Genomic DNA, 20,114 nt, shown 5'->3' with positions numbered 1-20,114 from the left:
CGACACCGCGCGACCGTGACGGCCGCGCTCGTCGCGGGCCTGGTCGCGGGCTACGGCATCGCCGTACCCGTCGGCGCGGTCGCGACCTACCTCGTCTCCCTCACCGCCCGCACCTCCCTGCGCACCGGTGTGTGCGCCGCGCTCGGCGTCGCCCTCGCGGACGGCCTCTACGCCCTGGTCGCCACGGTCGGGGGCGCCGCCGTCGCCGCCGTACTGCGGCCGGTACTGACGCCGCTGCGCTGGGCCTCGGCGCTGGTCCTGCTGGCGCTGGCGGCACGCGGCGCGGTGGCGGCCGTACGCCGGTACCGGGCCCGGCGGCTCAGCACCCGGTCCGCGCCGCCTCCGCCGAGCCCGCCGCGGGCCTTTCTGAGCCTGTTCGGCATCACCCTCCTCAACCCGACGACCGTGATCTACTTCGCCGCCCTGGTTCTCGGTACCGGCACCACCGCGTCCGTACGGCCCCTGGAACAGGGCGTGTTCGTCCTTGCGGCCTTTCTCGCGTCCGCGAGCTGGCAGGTGTCGCTGGCCGGCGGCGGCGCGCTGCTGGGCCGCGTGCTGACCGGACACCGGGGGCGGCTGCTGACGGCGCTCGTGTCGAGCGGGGTGATGACGGTGCTGGCGGTGCGGATGGTGATCTAGGCGGCCCCGGGGCGGATGAATCTCGCGGTCACCGGTGTTGAATCGGGTTGCGAGTCGGACGTACGTGACGCGAACGACGCGGCGCGATGACGAAGGGGACGAATGCCATGCCTCTCGAAGGCGAGTACGAAGCCAGCCCGACGCAGTGGGTGCGCGAACAGGTGGAGCAGTACGAGCGCTCCGGCGGCACCGAGGGGACGACGCTGCGGGACACCGGACTGCCCGTCATCCTGCTGACGACCCGGGGCGCGAAGAGCGGGAAGCTCCGCAAGACGCCGCTGATGCGGGTCGAGCACGACGGCCGGTACGCGCTGGTCGCCTCGCAGGGCGGGGCGCCCAAGCACCCGGTCTGGTACTTCAACCTGAAGGCCGACACCCAGGTGGAGCTCCAGGACGGCCCCCTGAAGCAGGACATGACGGCCCGTGAGGTCACCGGCACGGAGAAGGCCGAGTGGTGGGAACGCGCGGTCGCCGCGTTTCCGGCGTACGCGGACTACCAGAAGAAGACGGACCGGGAGATCCCGGTGTTCGTCGTGGAGCCCGCCGCCGGCAGCTGAGACGGCCTCCGCCGGGGGGCGGAAGGTGTCCCTCCGGGCACCGTTCGAGCGGGACTCGAGGACTCCTCGACGATGTCGTAGAAAAATCTGTCGCGGATGGGCATGACGGTGCTCCCAACGGGCACCCGACTGTCAGGCCCCGCCGCGTTCCCCCGTCGCGGCGGGGCTTTCCGCTGCCTCGCGCGCGCCGCGGTCGGTCACATCGAGGAAGATCTGGTCCGCCTCGTGCACCGTCGCCGCGATCGAGCGCTTGATGCGCACGGCGATCTCCTCGACCCGCTCGCTGTCCAGGCCCGGCATGAGGTCGACGCGGGCCGCCACCAGCGCCGTGTCGAGGCCCATCTTCATCGTGAACAGCGCTTCCACGCTGTCGATCTCGGGCTGGGCGTCGAGCAGCGCGCGGATCCGCGCCCCGGTCTCCGGGTCGGCGGCCTCGCCGATGAGCTGGTCGCGGGCCTCGCGCCCCAGTCGGTAGGCGACGTAGACGAGCAGCGCGCCGATGGCCAGCGAGGCGGAGGCCTCCCACACGACCTGCCCGGTCACCATGTGCAGGACCATGCCGATCGCGGCCAGGGTGACGCCGAGCACGGCGGTGCCGTCCTCGGCGACGACCGTGCGCAGGGCCGGGTCGCGCAGGCCCGCGAGACCGCCGCCCTGCTTGCGTACCTGGTGCAGGGCCCGCAGCAGTGAGGCGCCCTCGGCGAGGAAGGCGACGCCGAGCACGACCAGACCCACCACATAGCCGCTGAGCTTCTCGTCGACGCCCGACCGCAGGGCCTCGACGCCCTGGAAGAAGGAGAAGCAGCCGCCCATGACGAAGATTCCCACGGCGGCCAGCAGCGACCAGAAGAAGCGTTCCTTGCCGTAGCCGAAGGGGTGGCGTGCGTCGGCCGGGCGTCGGCTGCGGCGCAGTGCGGCGAGGAGGAAGACCTCGTTCAGGCTGTCGGCCACGGAGTGCGCGGCCTCCGACAGCAGCGCGGGCGAGCCCGCGAACAGACCGCCCACGGCCTTGGCCACGGCGATCACCAGATTGGCGGCGAGCGCGACCAGGACGGTGACGCGGGTCCTGCGGTCGGCGTTCGACGACGTGGCGCGGTCTCCTCTCCCTCGCGCCTTCTCCTCGGCCGCCCTTCCGGTGTTCGTTTCGGTGTTCTGTTCGGCGGTCTGTTCGGCGGTCCGTTCGGCGGTCCGTGCGGTCCGGCGCTCTGAAGATGTACCTGTCACCTTCGCCGACTGCCCAGGCAGGTCGGGCTCATACCGTGCCGTCGGCGGAAATCGGGGAACGCGTTCAGCAGGACATGCACGGGCACATGACGTGCACGAGAGCAGGCGACGCCAGCGGGAGGAACCATGAGCGGCGGGGGCGACGGCAACAGCGCGTACGGCCACAAGGCGTTCCAGCGGTCCAAGAGTCACTTCACCGACCGGATCACCGCGGACGGCCGGGACGGCTGGCCCGTGACGGCGGGCCGATACCGTCTGGTGGTCAGCCGTGCCTGTCCGTGGGCGAGCCGGGCGGTGATCTCCCGGCGCCTGCTCGGACTGGAGGACGCCCTGCCGATGGCGATCGCCGACCCCATCCAGGACGACCGCAGCTGGCGCTTCACCCTCGACCCGGACGGCCGCGACCCGGTCCTCGGCATCCGTTGGCTCAGCGAGGCGTACGACCGCCGGGAGCGCGACCACGGCGACGGCGTCAGCGTGCCGGCGATCGTGGACGTGCCCAGCGGCGAGCTGGTGACGAACGACTACCAGCAGCTCACCCTGGACCTCGCCACCGAGTGGACGGCGCTGCACCGCCCGGGTGCCCCCGACCTCTACCCCGAAGAGCTGCGCGACGAGATCGACACGGTCATGGCCGACGTGTACGAGGACGTCAACAACGGGGTGTACCGGGCGGGTTTCGCCCATGAGCAGGGCGAGTACGAGCAGGCGTGCGCGGGGGTGTTCCGGCGGCTGGAGCTGCTGGCGTCCCGACTGGCCCGGCAGCGCTACCTGGTGGGGGACACGATCACCGAGGCGGACATCCGGCTGTTCACCACACTGGTGCGTTTCGACGCCGTCTATCACGGCCACTTCAAGTGCAACCGCTGGAAGCTGACGGAGAATCCGGTGCTGTGGGCGTACGTCCGGGATCTCTTCCAGACGCCCGGTTTCGGCGACACCGTCGACTTCGATCACATCAAGCGGCACTACTACCGGGTGCACACCGGCATCAACCCCACCCAAATCGTCCCCCTCGGCCCGGATCTGGCCGACTGGCATGCCTCCCACCACCGCGAGGAACTCGGCGGCCGTCCGTTCGGCACCGGGACACCGCCCGATCCGGTCCGCGTCGACGAGGAGGTTCCGGCGCGGGGACGACCCTGAGACCCCCATCCACGCAACACCGGAAGAAGGAGTGAGACACACGTGGCCAAGAAGAGGAAACTCCCCCTTGTCTACAAGCCCGTCGGTTTCGTGCTCGGCTGGGCGAGCGGCGCCTTGGCGGGAGCCGCGTTCCGCAAGGCGTGGAAGGCGATACGACACGAGGACGACGCTCCGGACGCTCTCGACCGGGACCGCGGCTGGGGCGAGATCCTGCTGGCCGCGGCGGTCCAGGGCGCCATCTTCGCGGCGGTCCGCAGCGCCGCCGACCGCACCGGCGCCAAGGCGATCGAACGGTCCACGGGCGTGTGGCCGGCCCAGGACAAGGGCGGCCGGGACTGATCGGCCCGCCCGGGACCGGTCGCGGTCGGCGGTGGACCCACGGGGTCCTTCCGGGCTCCGCCCGGGCCACGCCGTCCCGACCGCGGCCCGGCCCTCTCCGGCATCGTCCGGGTGGGGGCCGGGCCGCTCCCGTGCCCGGCTTCAGCCCTGCTTGGGCGCCGTGGGGGGCTCGAGGCGGATGGTGAAGGAGTGGCCGGACGGATCGGAGTAGCCGCGCTCCTCGTGCGGGCCGGGGGCACCCCTGGTCTCCAGGGGGCGGCCACCCAGGCCCACGACCCTGCGTTCCACCTCGTCGAGGTCGTCGACGAGGAAGTCCAGGTGGGCCTGAAAGGAGTTCTCGGGGCGGGGCCAGCTCGGCGGAGTCGCGTTCACGTCGCGCCGGAAGGCCAGCCGGGTCCCGTCGGCGCCCCTGATCTCCACGCGGTTGGCGGACGCGACGATCTCCTCGGCGTCCAGCAGCCCCTTGTAGAACTCGGCGAGCTTCTCGGGCTCGGCACAGTCGAGCACCACAACGCCCGCTTTCACCACTGCCATGTCGTCGTCTCCTCCGCGAGATCCGGCCCGGGGCGGGCGAGTCCGCCCCGGACCTTGCGGATACCCCGGTTTCAGTCGGCCACCAGCCACGCCCCGTCCCGCATCAGCTCCCGCCCCTGGATCTCGTTGGCCGCCCGCCAGGCCTGGATCCGGCCGGGGAGAACCCGGAAGTACAGGTAGGGCGCGGCCAGTTCGCGCGGGTCGAAGCCGGTCTTGCCCGCGAAGATCTCGGCGTCCTCCTCCGGCAGTTCGACCGGCGGCACGGCCACGGCGGTGCCCTCGATCATCACGACGTCCTGGGTCGGGCCGACGGCGATGCGCGCGACCCCGGTGGCCAGCAGGTTGCGGCCGGTGGGGCTGGTGGCGGGCGTGGCGAAGAGCAGGGTCGCGCCGTCCCAGACGAAGGAGAGGGGTACCAGATAGGGGGCCGAGCCGCTCTCGGCGGCGGTGGCGACCCACGCGTCGACGTCGTGTTCCAGCCGGTGGAGGGTGTCGAGCTTGCGCTGCTTGGCGGGGCGTGCGGGTGCTGGCGTCATGGTTTCCAGTCTGGCCGCCGCCGCACGTTTCGCACCAAGAGCCCCACGCGCGGGGTCACGATTCCCACCGGCGGCTGGACTTCCTGGACAGGTGTCCCGTTATAGTGGACACCTGTCCAAGAAACTGAGGGAGACCATGGAGATCCTGGCGAACGTGCTGGTCGTTCTGGTGGCCGCACTGCATCTCTACATCCTGGTGATGGAGATGTTCCTGTGGCAGAAGAAGCCGGGGATGTCGTTCCACGGCCTGGACGCGGAGATGGCGAAGCGGACCGCCGCGATGGCCGCCAACCAGGGGCTCTACAACGGTTTCCTCGCGGCGGGTCTGGTGTGGGGACTGATCGCGGACGACCCGACCGGGTTCCGGGCGCAGGTGTTCTTCCTGTCCTGTGTGATCGTGGCCGGCGTGTACGGCGCGGCCACGGCGAACCGCCGGATCCTGGTCGCGCAGGCCCTGCCCGGTGCGCTCGCCTTGGCCGCCGTCCTGATCGCGCAGTGACCCGCGGCGAGCCGGAGGACCCGCGCGCGGCCCGCACCCGGGCGAGGCTGCGTTCCGCCTTGCTGGAGGAATGCGCCGAGCGGCCGCTGGAGGAGGTCGGCGTCGCCGCGCTGGTGCGGCGGGCGGGGGTCGGCCGGGCCACCTTCTACGTGCACTATCCCGACCTCGAGGCGCTCGCGGTCGACGCCTGCGCGGACGTCGTCCGCGAGGCCGTGGAGGCGCTGCACGCCTGGCAGGGGCGGCCCGACCCGGTACGGGCGCCGGCCGCGCTGCCGGAGTTCTTCGGCTCCCTGACGCCGCACGCCGCGCTGTACCGCACCCTGCTCGCGCCGGGCGGCGGCGGACCGCTCGGCCGCGTGCTGCACCGGGACCTGCGGGCCTACAGCCTGCGGGAACGGGAACGGGCGGGCGCCGCCGACGCTCCCCTGGTCGCCTCGGCCGTCGCCGCGACCTTCGCGGGGGTGCTGGCGGACTGGCTGCACGGCGACCTCGCGGGTACGCCCGGTGAGATCGCCGACCAGGTGTGGCAGTTGCTGGTCGCGCTGCACGCCAGCCGCTGACCGACGGTCACATGCACGCCACCGTGTCCTTCGCCAGAGGCCAGGCCTCGACGCCGTCGGAGGTGCGGACGTACGCCGTCGAGGCGTCGTCCGTCAGCCACAACCGCCAGTCGCCGTAGCGGTACCCGGTGTCGTGGGCGTCGGCCGGCACAGCGGCGTCGCCGTCGTACGGCGCGGTCAGCAGGTCCTCTTCGATCACGCCGTCGGGGTCGCGGACGTACTGCCGGTGGTCCTCGCCCCGGCCCATCCCCAGGAAATGCGCCGTCTGCCAGTCGCAGTGCTCGGCACCGGGGTAGCTGCTCAGGGTCGTGGTCGCGACCCGCCCACCGTGCCGGTCGGTCCAGATCTCCTCGTCGCCGGCGTCGGTGACGCTCGCGGGCAGTTCTGCCGGATCACAGGAGGCTTCGGTCTCCGGACCCCAGCCCGGCCGGTCCTTCTGGTCCCGGGCGACGACGACCGCGACCTTCGTCCGGCCGGCCACGTCGTACGAGAACAGCACCCGGTCCGCCTCCTCCCGCTCCACCCGGAAGCCGGAGCGCGGGCCCGCCGGCTCGAACAGGTCGAAGTAGAGCCGCAGTCCCTCCTTCGGCGTGTCACCGCCGTCGCGCTCGCTCCAGCCGTCCGGCCCGCCGCCCGAGGAGATCTCCCCGTCGCACTCCAGCGCCCGGCCCGCGGCGCCGGACGCGGTGCGCAAGGCCTCCGGCGTGCTCTCGTCCAGCTCCTTCGTGGCGATGTCCAGCGGACCGGCGTACGGCGTCGCCGGTGGCGTTCCCTCGACGACCACGTCCTTCTCGCCCCCGGCACCGCACCCCACGGCCGCCAGTACCACCAGCAGTCCCGACGCCACGAACCCTGCGCGCATGCCCGCCCCCCGCTTCCGTCCCGCGACGCCCGTTCGCGCCCGCTCCTGTGACGCGGCAGCGATCCGGAACGTTCAGCGGGCCGTCTGGAACGTCCTGCGGTACGCCTGGGGGGAGACGCCGATGGCCGCGTGCAGGTGCTGGCGCAGTGAGGCGCCGGTGGCGAAGCCGACCCGGCCGGCGATCTGGTCGACGGAGAGGTCACTGGCCTCCAGCAGGTGCCGGGCGTGCACCACGCGCTGCTGGATCAGCCAGCGTCCGGGGCTGATGCCCACCTCGTCGTGGAAGCGGCGGGCGAAGGTGCGCGGGCTCATCCGGGCGTGCGCGGCGAGGTCGGCGAGGGCGAGGGGCTCGTCCAGGCGTCCCATGGCCCAGGCGCGGGTGGCCGCCGTGCTCGCCGGGCCGGTCTCGGGAACGGGCTGTTCGATGTACTGCGCCTGGCCGCCGTCGCGGAACGGCGGGACCACGCAGCGGCGGGCCACCTTGTTGGCGAGTTCGCTGCCGTGGTCCTTGCGCACGAGGTGCAGACAGATGTCGACCCCGGAGGCGGCGCCCGCCGAGGTCAGCACGCGGCCGTCGTCGACGAAGAGGACGTCCGGGTCGAGGTCGACCTGCGGATACATCCGACCGAACGCCTCGGCGACCTGCCAGTGGGTGGTGGCCCGGCGACCGTCCAGGAGACCGGCGGCGGCGAGGACGAACGCGGCGGTGCAGATGGAGACGATGCGCGCGCCGGGGCGGATCCGGGCGAGCGCCTCGGCGACCCCGTCCGGCAGTTCGGCGGTGATCCAGTCGGAGGCCACCGGGGCGACGACGACGGTGGCGGCCGTGGCCAGCGCCTCAGGACCGTGCTGCACGCCGATCGTGAAGTCGGCGTTGGTCCGGACAGGACGGCCGTCGACCGAGCAGGTCAGGATCTCGTAGTGGTCGTCGGCCGCGCCGAGGATCCGGCTGGGGATGCCGAGTTCGAAGGGGTAGACACCGTCGAGGGCGAGGACGACCACCCGGTGCTTGCATTGCTGTGCCTGCATGGCACGATCCTATCGAAGCTTGGCAATCTTGCCATTTCCCGGTCCGGCGCGGCCCGGCAGGCTGGTTCACCATGAGCACTGTGAACACCATGCGCGTCATCGACCAGAACGTCCTCGGCGGCCCCGAGGTCCTGAGGGAGAGGGAAGTGGAGCGGCCCGCGCCGCGTCCGAACGAGGTACTGGTCCGGGTGCGCGCCGCCGGCGTCAACCCGACCGACTGGAAGCACCGCGCGACGGGCGGGTTCCTGGGCGAGCCGCCCTTCGTCCTGGGCTGGGACCTCTCCGGGACCGTCGAGGCGGTCGGCATCGGCGTGGCGACCTTCGCCCCCGGCGACGAGGTCTTCGGCATGCTGCCGTACCCCTACGGCCACGGCTCGCACGCCGAGTACGCCATCGCCCCGGTCCGTGCCCTGTGGCACAAGCCGGCCGGGATCGACCACGTCCAGGCGGCCGCGCTGCCGCTGGTCTCACTGACCGCCTGGCAGGCCCTGGTCGAGAACGCCGGACTCGAGGCAGGGCAGCGGGTGCTGATCCACGCGGCCGCGGGCGGCGTGGGCCATGTCGCCGTGCAGATCGCCAAGGCGCGCGGTGCGTATGTGATCGGTACGGCCAGCGCGGGCAAGCACGACTTCCTGCGGGAGCTCGGCGTCGACGAGGTGATCGACTACCGGGAGAACGACGTCACCGAGGCCGTCAAGGACGTCGACGTGGTCCTGGACACGCTGGGCGGGGACACCTCCGTGCGGTCCCTGCGCGTGCTGCGGCCGGGCGGGATCGTGGTGTCGATCCTGCCGGTGGGGTCGAACGAGTTCTACGAGGAGGCGGAGCGGCTCGGCGTACGGGCGGTGCGGATGCTCGTGGACGCCGACCGGGCCGGGATGCGGACGATCGCCGAACTGGTCGGGGCGGGGAAGCTGCGCGCCACGATCGCGGGCACCTTCGCGCTGGCCGATGCCGCCGAGGCGCACACGCTCGGCGACACCGGCCGGACCACCGGCAAGCTGGTCCTGACGGTCGACTGACGAGACGTCAGAACAGCAGCACGGGCTTGATGGTCCTGCCCGCGGTCATGTCCCGCACCGCCTGGCCGATGTCCGCGAACGGATAGGTGCCGATCAGGCGGTCCAGCGGGAGCCGCCCCTCCTTGACCAGCTCGACCAGGGCGGGGATGAAGGACTGCGTCTCGCTGTCGCCGAGGGTGAGCCCGACGACCCGCTTGCCGCCCAGCAGCCCGTTGACGTCGAGGGCGACCTCACTGCCGAAGGGCGGTGCGCCCACGACGACGAGGGTGCCGCGGGCGGCCAGCGCGTCGACGCCCTGGCGCAGCACGGCCGTGTTGCCCGTGGTCTCCACGATGCCGTCGGCGCCCTGTCCGCCGGTGATCTCCGCGACCGCCTCGCCCAGCGGGGTCCCACTCGCGTCGACGGTGTGCGTGGCGCCCAGCTCCTTGGCCAGCTGGAGGCGTTCGGCGACCCTGTCGACCGCGATGATCGTGGTGGCCGGGGTGAGGGCGGCCGCCATGACCGCCGACAGGCCGACGGCTCCCGCGCCGAGGACGACGATCGTGCTGCCGGTCGCCGGCTTCAGCACGTTCCAGACCGCGCCGACGCCGGTCTGGACCCCGCAGCCCAGCGGGGCGATCGACGCCAGGGGTACCCCGGGGTCGACCTTGACGAGGCTGCGCTCGTCGACCAGGGCCCGCTCGGCGAAGGAGGACTGGCCGAAGAAGTGGCCGCCGAGGGGCTCGCCGTCCCGGCTGATGGTGCTGGTGCCGTCGGCGCGGCGGCCGCCGATGAGGTTCAGCGGCAGCCAGGTGGCGCAGTAGGCGGGGTGGCCGCCGTGACAGTTGCGGCAGTCGCCGCAGGAGGTGAAGGACAGCACGACATGGTCGCCGGGCGCCACGCCGGTGACGGCGGAGCCGACCGACTCCACGACGCCCGCGCCCTCGTGGCCGAGGACTCCGGGCAGCGGGAAGGGCAGTCCGCCGCTCGCCACGCCGAGGTCGGTGTGACAGAGTCCGGCCGCCACCAGACGGACGACCGCCTCGTGCGGGGCGGGGTCGTCGAGGACGACGTCGGACAGGGTGAAGGGGGCTCCGCCGGACTCGACGACGGCGGCGCGTGTGGTGATGGACATCGGTTGGACTCCCTCTGTTTCGCGGCGCGTTCAGTCGAGCGAGACGACGACGGACTTGACCTTGGTGTACGCGTCGATCGCCTCGGGGCCGTACTCGCGGCCGAAGCCGGAGTCCTTGACGCCGCCGAAGGGGACGGCCGGGTCGAGCATCGCCCAGTCGTTCACCCAGACGATGCCGGCCTGGAGGCGGTCGGCGACGCGGTGCGCGCGGGCCAGGTTGCCGGTCTGCACGCCCGAAGCCAGGCCGTACGGCGTGGAGTTGGCCAGTGCGACGGCCTCGTCCTCGTCGTCGAAGGGCTGGACAGTGAGGACCGGGCCGAAGATCTCCTCCTGGACGACACGGGAGTCGTTCGCGAGGTCGGCGATCACGGTGGGTTTGTAGTAGTAGCCGCCGTCGAGGTCGAGCCGCTCGCCGCCGCAGACGATGCGGGCACCCTCCTTGCGGGCCAGCTCGACGTACTCCTCGACCTTGCGCAGGTGCCTCTCCCCCGCCATCGGGCCGACGACGGTCTCCACCTTCCGCGGGTCGCCGACCGGCACCCCGGGCACCGCCTCGGCGAGGATGTTCAGCAGGGTGCGGTAGACCGGACGGGCCACCAGCAGCCGCGGACCGCCCATGCAGAACTGGCCGGTGTTGAAGACGAAGCCCTTGATGACGGCGCCGACGGCCTTCTCCAGGTCGGCGTCCTCGAAGACGATGTGCGCGGCGTTGCCGCCGAGTTCCATGGTGACCGGCTTGAGGTTCTCACCGGCGACGCTCGCGGCGTGCCGGCCGATCGCGGTGGAGCCGGTGAACGCGATCTTGTCCACGCCGGGGTGGCGCAGCAGCGCCTCACCGGCGACCGGGCCGGCGCCGGTGACGACGTTGACCACTCCGTCGGGGACGCCGGCCCGCTGGAACAGTCCCGCCATGTACAGGGCGCTGAGCGGGGTCTCGTCGGCGGGCTTGTGGACGACCGTGTTGCCGGCGGCGAGCGCCGGGGCGATCTTCGAACCGGCCAGGATCAGCGGAAAGTTGAACGGGGTGATCGCGGCGACCACACCGAGCGGGCCGCGCTTGGTGTAGGCGAGGGCGTTCATCGGGGTGTCGCGGGTCGCGCCGTCCAGCGAGAAGGCGAGGGAGGCGAAGTACTCGTAGTCGTTGGCCGCGTTCGTGACGTCGACCGCGTGCGCCAGGGTGATCGGCTTGCCGACGTCCAGGCTCTCCAGCCGGGCGATCTCGTCGGCCTCCGCACGGATCAGCTCCGCCACCCGGAGCAGCACGCGGCCGCGCTCCCGGCCGCTCAGCCCGGACCACTGCCCGGCGTCGAATGCCTCGCGCGCGGCCCGTACGGCGGCGTCGACGTCGGCGGCGCCCGCCTCCGCGACGGTGGTGACGACCGTGCCCCGGGACGGGTCGACCACCTCGGTCCGCGCTCCGTCCGCGGCCTCGCGCCACTGTCCCCCGATGAACAGTCGACCGGGGTCGATCTCGAAGGTGGTCATCACCACTCCTCAGCATCGTCGCCAAGATTTCAACAAACAGGATTCCTGTTGGTTCGCAGTCTCATTACAGACAGGTTTCCTGTCAATGGTCTACGCTCGGTCTCATGGCCGGCACCCAGACAACCAAGGCAGCGTCCGCACCTCAGCCCCACCGGACACCCCCGTCCCTGCTCTACATGGTGAAGCAGGTGGAGCTGGTCGTGCGATCCCACCTGGACGAGCTGGTCAGGCCGTCGGGGATCACGGCCCTCCAGTACACGGCGCTCACCGTGCTGGAACGGCACGACGGCCTGTCCGCCGCCCAGCTGGCCCGGGACTCCTTCGTGACCGCCCAGTCCATCGCCGATCTGGTGCGCTCCCTCGAGACGCGCGGCCTCATCCGCCGCGAACGCAATCCGCGCAACCGGCGCGAGCTGCTGATCCTGCTCACCACGGAGGGGCGCGAGCTGCTCGACCGGCACGCCGGGCCGGTGCGGGAGCTGGAGGAGCGCATGGTGCGGGAGCTCACCGCACACCAGGCGGAGCAGCTGCGCACAGCGCTCTCCAAGGCCTGGCACGCCCTGTCGTAGCACCCGGCGCACCCCTTCGCTCACGGCGCGAAAAAACTCCGACAGAGTCGGTTGCATTTCGAAGACATATGTCAATCGAACATGCTGGAATTCACTCGATCGGGGGTAACTTGCTGGGGCGGGGAACTGCTGTCTGCTCCCCGGCCGTTGGAGGCTCCCGACCGGTGGAGCGGGTTGGAGGCGATGTCGTCGTGCTGGAGAAACCCGCAGCGGACACCCCGCATCTGCGCGTCCGCGAGGACCGGGGGTACACGGTGCTGGAGTTCCGCGGCGAGATCGACATCGTCGCGGCGACCGAGATCACCCCGCACCTCGACGACGCGACCGGTGGCCCGGCGCCCCGGATCGTGATCGACCTGAGCCGGATCGAGTTCTTCGACTGCTCCGGGCTGCGCCTGCTATACCGGGCCCGCCGCCGCGTCCTCGACCACGGCGGGCATCTGCACCTCGTCTGCACCCATCGGCTCACCCTGCGGATCCTGCGGGCCACGGGCCTGTACCGGCTGCTGCCGCCCGCCACGACGCTGGACGCCGCCCTGGAACAGCCCGAGGCCACCTCCGGGACGTTATGACGGCGCTCGAAGCGCTCCTCCCGGTCCTGTGACCCCCCGCCGCCCGCCCGTCCCCGACACCCCGTGCCCGATTCCGGTCCCCGTGTCCGTCCCGGTCCCGGCTTCTGTGCCGGTCGCGGGCTATTGGCCGCGCGCCGCGTCGAACAGGGCGCTGACGGACTCACCGTTGTGAATACGGCGCACGGCCTCGGCGAGGGCGGGCGCGATGGACAGGATCCGCAGCTTGTCGGTGTGCTCCTCGGCGGGCACCGGCACGGTGTTGGTGCACACGATCTCCAGCACGTCGCTCTGCTCGCTGAGCCGCTTGAGGGCACCGGCCGCGAAGAGGCCGTGCGTGCATGCCACCCGTATCGACCTCGGTTCCAACTCCCTCAGCCGGTCGAGCAGTTCCAGGACCGTGCTGCCCTTGGCGATCTCGTCGTCGAGGACGATCACATCCCGCCCGGCCACCTCGCCGATCACCGCGCTGATACTGACCCGGTCGTCGGCGTACCGCTGTTTGGCGCCGGCCGCCACCTGGGCGCCGATCATCCGGGCGAAGGCGGCGGCCTCCTTGGCGTTGCCGAGGTCGGGCGAGACCACGGTGGTGCGGGTGAGGTCGTAGCGACGGAAGTGGGCGGCCAGCTCCCGGTGGGCGTGCAGGTGGTCCACGGGCATCGAGAAGAAGCCGTGCACCTGGGGCGAGTGCAGGGTCATGGCGAGGACCCGGTGGACACCGGCCGCCGCCATCAGGTCCGCGACCAGGCGTCCGCCCAGGGAGATGCGGGGCGCGTCCTTCTTGTCGGAGCGGGCGTAGGAGTAGTGCGGCATGACGACCGTGATCCGGCCCGCCGACGCCCCGCGGGCCGCGTCGCACATCAGCAGCAGCTCGACGAGGTGCTCCTGCACGGGCTTGACCAGGGGCTGGACCAGGAAGACGTCCCGTTCCCGGCAGTTCGCCTGGAGCTGGACCTCCAGGCAGTCGTTGGCGAACCTGCTGAGTCGGGTGGGGCTCAGGGGCACGCCGAGGTGGGCACAGACCTCGGCGGCCAGCTCGGGGTGGGCACTGCCGCTGAACACGGAGATGTCTCGCACGATCGGCTCCTCGCTGATCATGTCCGGCTGGGGCGGGGAGCTCTCATGCTACGGACCGGGTCCGTTTTGCCCACCCTCAGGAGTGCGCGGGAGTCCCGCCCGGTCACTCGACGTCACTCGGAGTCCCTCGGACCCCGGGGAAACCGGTCGTCGCCTGCCACGGGGCCCCGGACCGCTCCACGCGGCCGACCGGGTGGAACCGCGCCGGTCGCGGCAGCGCACGTCGGCGGCTCGGTGGCCGGCCGGCAGGCCGCCGGGCCGACGCGGCCGGCCCCTCCCCCGGCATCCCGGGGTGACCTCGCGGCACGCACCGGCACACTCACCTGAGCGACAGGCCATCCGCGCCCTCACTGTCACAGGTTGCCAACAGCGCGGTCTGACGGGGGATTTGACGGGCATCCGGACAGAAGGAAGGAGGGCCGTCGCATGACGACTGACACCAAGCCCGAGAAGCCCACCACACGCCTCCCCCGGCGCATGCCCGGCTGGGCCAAGGTGCTCACCGCCGTCGTGGTCGTACTCGTCGTGATGTTCGCCGGGATCCGGCTGAGCCTGCTGCCGGGACTGCGCGACTTCTTCGGCACCGAGACCCATGACCGCTCGGGCCCCGCCCTGCTGGAATCCATCCAGGACATGAGCCGTTACGACGCCGCCTCCGGAAACTTCCAGGTCGTCGTCGACCTGGAGAAGGACGCCAAGTACCTCCCCGACGCGATCCGCGGCACCCGCACCCTGTACGTCGGGGCGGGCACCGTGGACGCCTACGTCGACCTCGGCAAGGTCGGCGACAAGGACGTGACGGTCGACGAGGACCGCACCTCGGCCACGCTCCGGCTGCCGCACGCCCTGCTCGGCACACCGGCGCTCGACCCCGACCGCTCCTACGCGGTCTCCAAGCAGCGCGGGCTGTTCGACCGCCTCGGTGACCTCTTCTCGGACAACCCGAGCGGTGAGCAGGCCGTGCAGAAGCTGGCGGTCAAGCACATCGGCGAGGCGGCGAAGGAGAGCGAGCTGATCGCGCGCGCCGAGACCAACACCACCGACATGCTCCAGGGGCTGCTGCGCTCCCTCGGCTTCACGGAGGTGAAGGTGACGTACCACGCCTGACCGGCCCCCCAGGGGAGAGTCGGCCGCCCCGAAGGTCGACGGGGCCACGGCGAGGCGGAACCGCATCCCTCGGCCGATCGGGGGTAATCGCCCTATCACGCTGGGAAGTTGAAGACTGGAGGACCGAATGGCCCGTGCAGCTCTGCGTCCGCTTGCCGTGTTCCGCCCACGCGCCACCAGGACGGAGGAGCCCGCCCCGCCGAAGAACGGGGCCGGGAAGTCGGGCCCGAAGCGCGGTTTCCCCTTCGGGACGCGCTCGAGATCCGGCCCGAAGCCCAGCTCGAAGTCAGGCCCGAGGCCCGGTTCGGAGTCGGGCTCGTCGAAGAAGGCGGCACGCGCCGAGCGTCGGCCGTTGCCGCTCCCGCTCCGGCTGCTGGCGATGCTGTTCGCCTTCGCGTTCATGGTGGCGTTCGCCGTCGTGCTCGCCCGGCTCACGCTGGAGCCGTCGCCCGCATCCGCGGCACTGGTGCACTCCAACCTGCGTCCGGGCGACTCCCTGCGCGCCTACCTCGACCAGCCCGAACTCCGCGACGCGGTGAAGCAGATCGGCGGGAACATCCTGCTCGGCGTGCCCTTCGGCGTTCTGGTGCCGGTGGTCGCGCCCCGGGCGCGCGGGCTGCTGCGGGTGCTGCTGCTGACCGCGACCGTCATGCTGATGGTGGAGTTCGCCCAGGGCGCGGTGGTGACCGGACGCGCCTTCGACATCGACGACGTCATCCTCAACACCACGGGCGCCCTGATCGGTTACCTGCTCGTGGGCCGCCGGATGAGCCGCGCGGTGCACGCCCGGGAACGGCACCTGCGTCGGGGCGCCCGAGAGGGGGCCTGACCGCCGTCAGCGCGGGGTCCAGGTGTACCGGTCCCCGCCCACCCATCGCACGACGTCGGGGTCGTCGAGGTCGTGAACCGTGATTCCGTACGCGGCGGCGATCTCGAGGACGTCGGTCACGTCCCTCGCCTCGCCGACCACCTCGGAGTCGATTTCCACGATGCGGAACGGCGACAGGCCCGGCTGGACCCCGAGCACCATGATCCGCGGCTGGGAGATACGGAGGCTCGCGATTTCGGTCATGCCATAGAGGATAAAACGGAACCAGTCTGGGCGAATCATCCGATTTCCTGGTGCGGTCGGCGCGCGGCTGGGGAACTCTGGAGCCAGGAGGTGGCGATGGATCCCGTCGAAGCCCTGGACCGGATCGCCTTCCTGCTGGAGCGGTCCCTGGCGCCGACCTATCGCGTGAAGGCCTTCCGCACGGCGGCCCGGGTCCTGTCCCGGCTGCCCGCGGAGGAGGTCCGCGAGCGAGCCGGGGCCGGGACCCTGGAGACGCTGAAGGGCGTGGGTCCCAAGACCGCCCAGGTGGCACGCGAGGCGCTTGCCGGGGAGACGCCGTCCTATCTGCGCTCACTGGAGGACGAGGCGGGCAAGCCGCTCACGGACGGCGCCGGCGAACGGCTGCGGGAGCTGCTGCGCGGAGACTGCCATCTGCACTCCGACTGGTCCGACGGCGGCAGCCCCATCGACGAGATGGGCCGGGCCGCGGCCTCGCTCGGCCACGAGTGGGCCGTGCTGACCGACCACTCACCCCGTCTGACGGTGGCCCGCGGGCTCTCGCCCGAGCGGCTGCGCCGGCAGCTGGAGGTGGTCGAGGAGCTCAACGCCACCTGGGCGCCGTTCCGGCTGCTGACCGGTATCGAGTGCGACATCCTCGACGACGGGTCGCTGGACCAGGAACCGGAGCTGCTGGAGCGGCTCGACGTGGTGGTCGTGTCCGTGCACTCCAAGCTGCGCATGGAGTCCCGCGCGATGACGCGCCGCATGGTGAACGCCGTGCGCGACCCGCACGCCGACATCCTCGGGCACTGCACCGGGCGGCTGGTGACCGGGCGGGGACGGCCGGAGTCGGAGTTCGACGCGGACGCGGTGCTCGCCGCGTGCGCCGAGTCCGGTACGGCCGTCGAGATCAACAGCCGGCCCGAGCGGCTCGACCCGCCACGCCGGCTGCTGCGCCGGGCCGTGGAGGCGGGCGTGCTGTTCTCGGTCGACACCGACGCGCACGCGCCCGGCCAGTTGGACTGGCAGATCCTGGGCTGTGCGCGGGCCGAGGAGTGCGAGGTGCCGGAAGAGCGCATCGTGAACGCCTGGCCACTGGAGGACCTGCTGGCCTGGACGCGGGAGGGGCGGGTACCGGCGGGCGTGACGGGTGCCTGAAGTGGTACCCGGGTGAGCTCGAGAGAAAGGACCCGTGATGACACGCGCCGCCGTGTTCGACGTCGACGGCACCCTGGTCGACACCAACCACCTGCACGTCACCACCTGGTGGGAGGCCTTCCGGCAGGCGGGCCACCGGGTCCCGATGCACGCGGTGCACCGGGCGGTGGGGCTGGGGTCCGACGATCTCGTCGCCCACCTGCTCGGCGACGACCGGGACAAGGACGAGGACGCCCGGATCAGCGCCGCCCACAAGGCCCTCTACGGGCAGTACTTCGACCGGCTGCCGGCGCTGCGGGACGCCGGCCCGCTGCTGCGCAGGCTGCACGACGACGGCTGGACGGTCGTGCTCGCCACCTCCGCGAGCGGGGCCGAGCTGTCCGCCCTGCGGCGCGCCATCGACGCCGACGACGTCATCGCCGCGACCGCGAGCGCGGACGACGTCGAGGAGGGCAAGCCCGCTCCGGAACCCGTGGAGCACGCGCTGGAGCTGGCCGGGGCGCCCGCCGACGGGGCGGTGTTCGTCGGGGACACCGTGTGGGACATGCGGGCCGGCCGCCGGGCCGGGGTGCGCTGCGTGGGCGTCCTGTGCGGCGGCATCCCCCGCGCCGACCTGCTGGAGGCGGGGGCGGAGGCGGTGTACGCCGATCCCGCCGAGCTCCTGGCGTCCCTGAAGGACAGCCCGCTGGCCTGAGGGACGGCGATCCGCGCGGGCCTCCCGGGGCGGGTGACGCGCATCACCGCGCGTGGCCACGGCCCCGGGAACACCCGCAGGAAGTTCTCCGTTGAACCATTCGTGGGTGTGGATGGGACAGTGTCCCCGGGCCTCACCTTTTGCCCACGGGGACGATCGTTCGGCTGAAGCCCTGTGGAGCCTTTCGCCGAGAGGCGACCGCCGTCCGCACCCACACCCGGACCGCCCCGACCGTGATTCCCCCGTCCGGTCGGGGCTTTCCCCTGTCCGCACGGACCGGACCCCCGCGGCTCCGCCCCCCGCGCATCCGATCGCCTGTCTTCGAGCGTTCGACCTCGATCGCTCGGCCTCGGGCGCTTGACTTCGAGTGCGCTTCAATCCGTAGCGTTCCGGACATGAGCGACACCGCACAGCACAAGATCGGCTCGGGCTTCGGCGCCACGAGCACCGCCGACGACGTCCTGCGGGGCATCGACCTGACCGGGAAGCTGGCCGTCGTCACCGGCGGATACTCCGGCCTCGGACTGGAGACCACGCGTGCGCTGGCCAAGGCCGGCGCCCGGGTCGTCGTGCCCGCGCGCCGCCCCGACACCGCCCGCGAGAACCTCGCCGGCCTCGAAGGCGTCGAGACGGACGTCCTCGACCTCGGCGACCTGGAGAGCGTGCGCGCCTTCGCCGACCGGTTCCTCGCCTCCGGCCGGACCGTCGACCTTCTCATCGACAGCGCCGGCATCATGGCCTGCCCGGAGACCCGCGTCGGCCCCGGCTGGGAGGCCCAGTTCGCCACGAACCACCTCGGCCACTTCGCCCTCGTCAACCGGCTCTGGCCGGCGATCGAGCCCGGCGGCGCCCGGATCGTCTCGGTGTCCTCGCGCGGCCACCACTTCTCGGGGATGCGCTGGGACGACGTCCAGTGGCACGACGGCTACGACAAGTGGGAGGCGTATGGGCAGGCCAAGACCGCCAACGTGCTGTTCGCGGGCCACCTCGACCGGCTGGCCCGGGACCGGGGCGTCCGCGCGTTCTCCCTCCACCCCGGTGGCATTCTCACGCCCCTCCAGCGGCATCTGCCGAAGCAGGAGATGGTGGACCGCGGCTGGATCGACGAGGACGGCAACGTGCTCGACGTCGAGGGCTTCAAGACCCCGGAGCAGGGCGCGGCCACCCAGGTGTGGGCGGCGACCTCGCCGCAGCTGGCCGGTATGGGCGGCGTCTACCTCGAGGACTGCGACATCGCCGAGCCCGCCCCGGCGGACGGCGAGCGGGTCGGCGTCAAGGACTGGGCGACCGACCCGGAGCAGGCGGCCCGGCTGTGGGAGCTGTCGGCGCGGCTGACCGGTGTGAACGCGTTCGCCTAGCCGGACGCCGGGTCAGCCCCCGGCCGCGAACTTCCGCAGATCCGCGGTGAGTCGGTCGGCGTGGGTGGCGAAGAGGCCGTGACCGGCGTTCTCGTACACCTCGAGGGTGGCGTTCGGGGCGAGGCGCGCGGCACGGCGGCCGGTCAGCTCGATGGGCCCGGAGGTGTCGTGGGTGCCGTGGACGACCAGCACGGGCAGGTTCAGCGCGGCCAGCTCTGGGGCGACGTCGAGTTCGGCGATCAGCTCGCCGAGGGCGACGCCGGCCCGTGCCGTGGAGCCGTGGCAGCGCCGGATCATGGACTCGACGTACGCCTCGGACAGGTCGTTGCCCGGCCGGTCCAGCGCGAAGAAGGCGCGCGCGCCGTCGGCGAAGAAGGCGGAGCGGTCACGCCGGAAGGCTTCGGTGCCCGCCCGCAGGAGCTCCGGATCGACGCCCTTGGGGTGGTTCGCCGACCGGGCCGGACCGGGCGCCATGCCGGCGACCAGCGCCACCCGGGCCACGCGGTCGACGCCGTGCCGGGCCAGGCAGCGGACGATCTCGGCGGTTCCGAGGGAGTGGCCCACGAGAGTGACCTCGCCCAGGTCGAGACGGTCGAGGAGGCCCTGCACGTCGTCGGCGAGGCTGTCCAGGTCGAAGCCGCCCCACACGTCGTCGGAGCGTCCGTGGCCGCGCCGGTCGAAGCCCACGCAGCGGTGGCCCTCCCGGGCCAGCGGCAGCATCTGGTACTCCCACATCTCGGTACCGAAGTACAGGCTGTTCACGAAGACGATCACGGGCCCGTCGGCGGGCCCGTGATCGACGTAGTGCAGCCGTGCGCCGTCGACGGGGCTCGTGAAGTACGGCATGGGTCGTTCTCCTGACGTGCGGGGACGCGGTGGCCGGGTACGTCCTCGATGCTTCCGGCCGGGACCCCTGGCGTCGATTACCTCCCGGGTCATGCCCGCGTCCGCCGCTCGCCAAGTCGCCGCCGCCGCGGCACCGCCG

General features: G+C 72.1%; 24 protein-coding genes. 14 read left to right on the top strand and 10 right to left on the bottom strand.

Going from position 1 to position 20,114, the window contains the following annotated elements:
* Positions 1-15 precede the first annotated feature (15 nt).
* Together OG736_RS38720 and OG736_RS38715 are read left to right on the top strand one after the other, a co-directional pair.
* Positions 16-639, top strand: coding sequence for a LysE family transporter (locus tag OG736_RS38720; RefSeq protein WP_327186588.1), 624 nt, complete (start codon positions 16-18; stop codon positions 637-639).
* Positions 640-746: 107 nt separating this feature from the next.
* Positions 747-1,196, top strand: coding sequence for a nitroreductase family deazaflavin-dependent oxidoreductase (locus OG736_RS38715; RefSeq protein ID WP_327186587.1), 450 nt, complete (start codon positions 747-749; stop codon positions 1,194-1,196).
* 132 nt (positions 1,197-1,328) lie between these two features.
* On the opposite strand, the gene OG736_RS38710 is transcribed toward OG736_RS38715, so the two are convergent.
* Entirely contained in the window at positions 1,329-2,420 is a 1,092-nt protein-coding gene (locus tag OG736_RS38710) for a cation diffusion facilitator family transporter (RefSeq protein ID WP_327186586.1), read from the bottom strand.
* Between the two features lie 126 nt (positions 2,421-2,546).
* On the opposite strand from OG736_RS38710, the gene OG736_RS38705 reads away from it, so the two are divergent.
* Complete coding sequence (locus tag OG736_RS38705; RefSeq protein ID WP_327186585.1) at positions 2,547-3,566, top strand: glutathione S-transferase family protein; 1,020 nt, start codon at positions 2,547-2,549, stop codon at positions 3,564-3,566.
* Positions 3,567-3,608: 42 nt separating this feature from the next.
* Positions 3,609-3,905 (top strand): DUF4235 domain-containing protein, encoded by a 297-nt coding sequence (locus OG736_RS38700; protein ID WP_020127674.1) that lies wholly within the window; start codon positions 3,609-3,611, stop codon positions 3,903-3,905.
* Between the two features lie 141 nt (positions 3,906-4,046).
* Here OG736_RS38700 and OG736_RS38695 read toward each other — a convergent pair whose 3' ends face one another.
* Entirely contained in the window at positions 4,047-4,439 is a 393-nt protein-coding gene (locus OG736_RS38695; protein ID WP_327186584.1) for a VOC family protein, read from the bottom strand.
* Positions 4,440-4,510: 71 nt separating this feature from the next.
* Positions 4,511-4,975, bottom strand: coding sequence for a pyridoxamine 5'-phosphate oxidase family protein (locus tag OG736_RS38690; RefSeq protein ID WP_327186583.1), 465 nt, complete (start codon positions 4,973-4,975; stop codon positions 4,511-4,513).
* A 136-nt stretch (positions 4,976-5,111) separates the two neighbouring features.
* On the opposite strand from OG736_RS38690, the gene OG736_RS38685 reads away from it, so the two are divergent.
* Both OG736_RS38685 and OG736_RS38680 read left to right on the top strand, forming a co-directional pair.
* Positions 5,112-5,474, top strand: a complete 363-nt coding sequence (locus tag OG736_RS38685) for a DUF1304 domain-containing protein (protein WP_327187824.1) — start codon at positions 5,112-5,114, stop codon at positions 5,472-5,474.
* Entirely contained in the window at positions 5,471-6,034 is a 564-nt protein-coding gene (locus OG736_RS38680; RefSeq protein WP_171401078.1) for a TetR/AcrR family transcriptional regulator, read from the top strand. Before OG736_RS38685 ends, OG736_RS38680 begins: the two co-directional genes overlap by 4 nt.
* 7 nt (positions 6,035-6,041) lie before the next feature.
* Here the strand turns inward: OG736_RS38680 and OG736_RS38675 are convergent, their stop codons facing one another.
* Both OG736_RS38675 and OG736_RS38670 read right to left on the bottom strand, forming a co-directional pair.
* Positions 6,042-6,896, bottom strand: coding sequence for a hypothetical protein (locus tag OG736_RS38675; protein WP_327186582.1), 855 nt, complete (start codon positions 6,894-6,896; stop codon positions 6,042-6,044).
* A 72-nt stretch (positions 6,897-6,968) separates the two neighbouring features.
* A complete protein-coding gene (locus OG736_RS38670; protein WP_327186581.1) occupies positions 6,969-7,925 on the bottom strand; it encodes a GlxA family transcriptional regulator in 957 nt (318 codons plus the stop codon).
* Between the two features lie 71 nt (positions 7,926-7,996).
* Between OG736_RS38670 and OG736_RS38665 the strand changes: the two genes are divergently transcribed.
* Positions 7,997-8,947: an NADP-dependent oxidoreductase gene (locus tag OG736_RS38665; protein ID WP_327186580.1), complete on the top strand. Its 951-nt coding sequence runs from the start codon at positions 7,997-7,999 to the stop codon at positions 8,945-8,947.
* Between the two features lie 7 nt (positions 8,948-8,954).
* On the opposite strand, the gene OG736_RS38660 is transcribed toward OG736_RS38665, so the two are convergent.
* Together OG736_RS38660 and OG736_RS38655 are read right to left on the bottom strand one after the other, a co-directional pair.
* On the bottom strand, positions 8,955-10,061 hold the full coding sequence (locus tag OG736_RS38660) for an NAD(P)-dependent alcohol dehydrogenase (RefSeq protein WP_327186579.1): 1,107 nt from the start codon (positions 10,059-10,061) through the stop codon (positions 8,955-8,957).
* Between the two features lie 30 nt (positions 10,062-10,091).
* Positions 10,092-11,546 (bottom strand): aldehyde dehydrogenase family protein, encoded by a 1,455-nt coding sequence (locus tag OG736_RS38655; RefSeq protein ID WP_327186578.1) that lies wholly within the window; start codon positions 11,544-11,546, stop codon positions 10,092-10,094.
* Between the two features lie 104 nt (positions 11,547-11,650).
* On the opposite strand from OG736_RS38655, the gene OG736_RS38650 reads away from it, so the two are divergent.
* Together OG736_RS38650 and OG736_RS38645 are read left to right on the top strand one after the other, a co-directional pair.
* Positions 11,651-12,115, top strand: coding sequence for a MarR family winged helix-turn-helix transcriptional regulator (locus OG736_RS38650; protein ID WP_442817123.1), 465 nt, complete (start codon positions 11,651-11,653; stop codon positions 12,113-12,115).
* A gap of 164 nt (positions 12,116-12,279) precedes the next feature.
* Positions 12,280-12,687 (top strand): anti-sigma factor antagonist, encoded by a 408-nt coding sequence (locus tag OG736_RS38645; protein ID WP_082412745.1) that lies wholly within the window; start codon positions 12,280-12,282, stop codon positions 12,685-12,687.
* Positions 12,688-12,807: 120 nt separating this feature from the next.
* Here the strand turns inward: OG736_RS38645 and OG736_RS38640 are convergent, their stop codons facing one another.
* Entirely contained in the window at positions 12,808-13,761 is a 954-nt protein-coding gene (locus OG736_RS38640) for a ribose-phosphate diphosphokinase (protein WP_327186577.1), read from the bottom strand.
* Positions 13,762-14,187: 426 nt separating this feature from the next.
* Between OG736_RS38640 and OG736_RS38635 the strand changes: the two genes are divergently transcribed.
* Positions 14,188-14,868 carry a DUF4230 domain-containing protein gene (locus OG736_RS38635; RefSeq protein ID WP_327186576.1) on the top strand — a complete coding sequence of 227 codons (681 nt, stop codon included), beginning with the start codon at positions 14,188-14,190 and terminating at the stop codon, positions 14,866-14,868.
* Positions 14,869-15,220: 352 nt separating this feature from the next.
* On the top strand, positions 15,221-15,697 hold the full coding sequence (locus OG736_RS38630; protein ID WP_057604057.1) for a VanZ family protein: 477 nt from the start codon (positions 15,221-15,223) through the stop codon (positions 15,695-15,697).
* Between the two features lie 6 nt (positions 15,698-15,703).
* On the opposite strand, the gene OG736_RS38625 is transcribed toward OG736_RS38630, so the two are convergent.
* Positions 15,704-15,940 (bottom strand): hypothetical protein, encoded by a 237-nt coding sequence (locus OG736_RS38625; protein WP_028806480.1) that lies wholly within the window; start codon positions 15,938-15,940, stop codon positions 15,704-15,706.
* A gap of 96 nt (positions 15,941-16,036) precedes the next feature.
* On the opposite strand from OG736_RS38625, the gene OG736_RS38620 reads away from it, so the two are divergent.
* From OG736_RS38620 to OG736_RS38610, 3 genes are all read left to right on the top strand, one after another.
* Entirely contained in the window at positions 16,037-17,077 is a 1,041-nt protein-coding gene (locus OG736_RS38620; protein ID WP_327186575.1) for a PHP domain-containing protein, read from the top strand.
* A 37-nt stretch (positions 17,078-17,114) separates the two neighbouring features.
* Positions 17,115-17,771: an HAD family hydrolase gene (locus tag OG736_RS38615; RefSeq protein ID WP_327186574.1), complete on the top strand. Its 657-nt coding sequence runs from the start codon at positions 17,115-17,117 to the stop codon at positions 17,769-17,771.
* 395 nt (positions 17,772-18,166) lie between these two features.
* Entirely contained in the window at positions 18,167-19,129 is a 963-nt protein-coding gene (locus OG736_RS38610; protein WP_327186573.1) for an SDR family NAD(P)-dependent oxidoreductase, read from the top strand.
* Between the two features lie 12 nt (positions 19,130-19,141).
* Here the strand turns inward: OG736_RS38610 and OG736_RS38605 are convergent, their stop codons facing one another.
* Positions 19,142-19,975, bottom strand: a complete 834-nt coding sequence (locus tag OG736_RS38605; protein WP_327186572.1) for an alpha/beta fold hydrolase — start codon at positions 19,973-19,975, stop codon at positions 19,142-19,144.
* Between the last annotated feature and the right edge of the window lie 139 nt (positions 19,976-20,114).

The organism is Streptomyces sp. NBC_01334 (assembly GCF_035983595.1).
GTDB classification, from domain to species: Bacteria; Actinomycetota; Actinomycetes; order Streptomycetales; family Streptomycetaceae; genus Streptomyces; species Streptomyces coriariae.
Note: the sequence above shows the minus strand (reverse complement) of the source record. Positions and strands in the feature narration are given on the sequence as shown.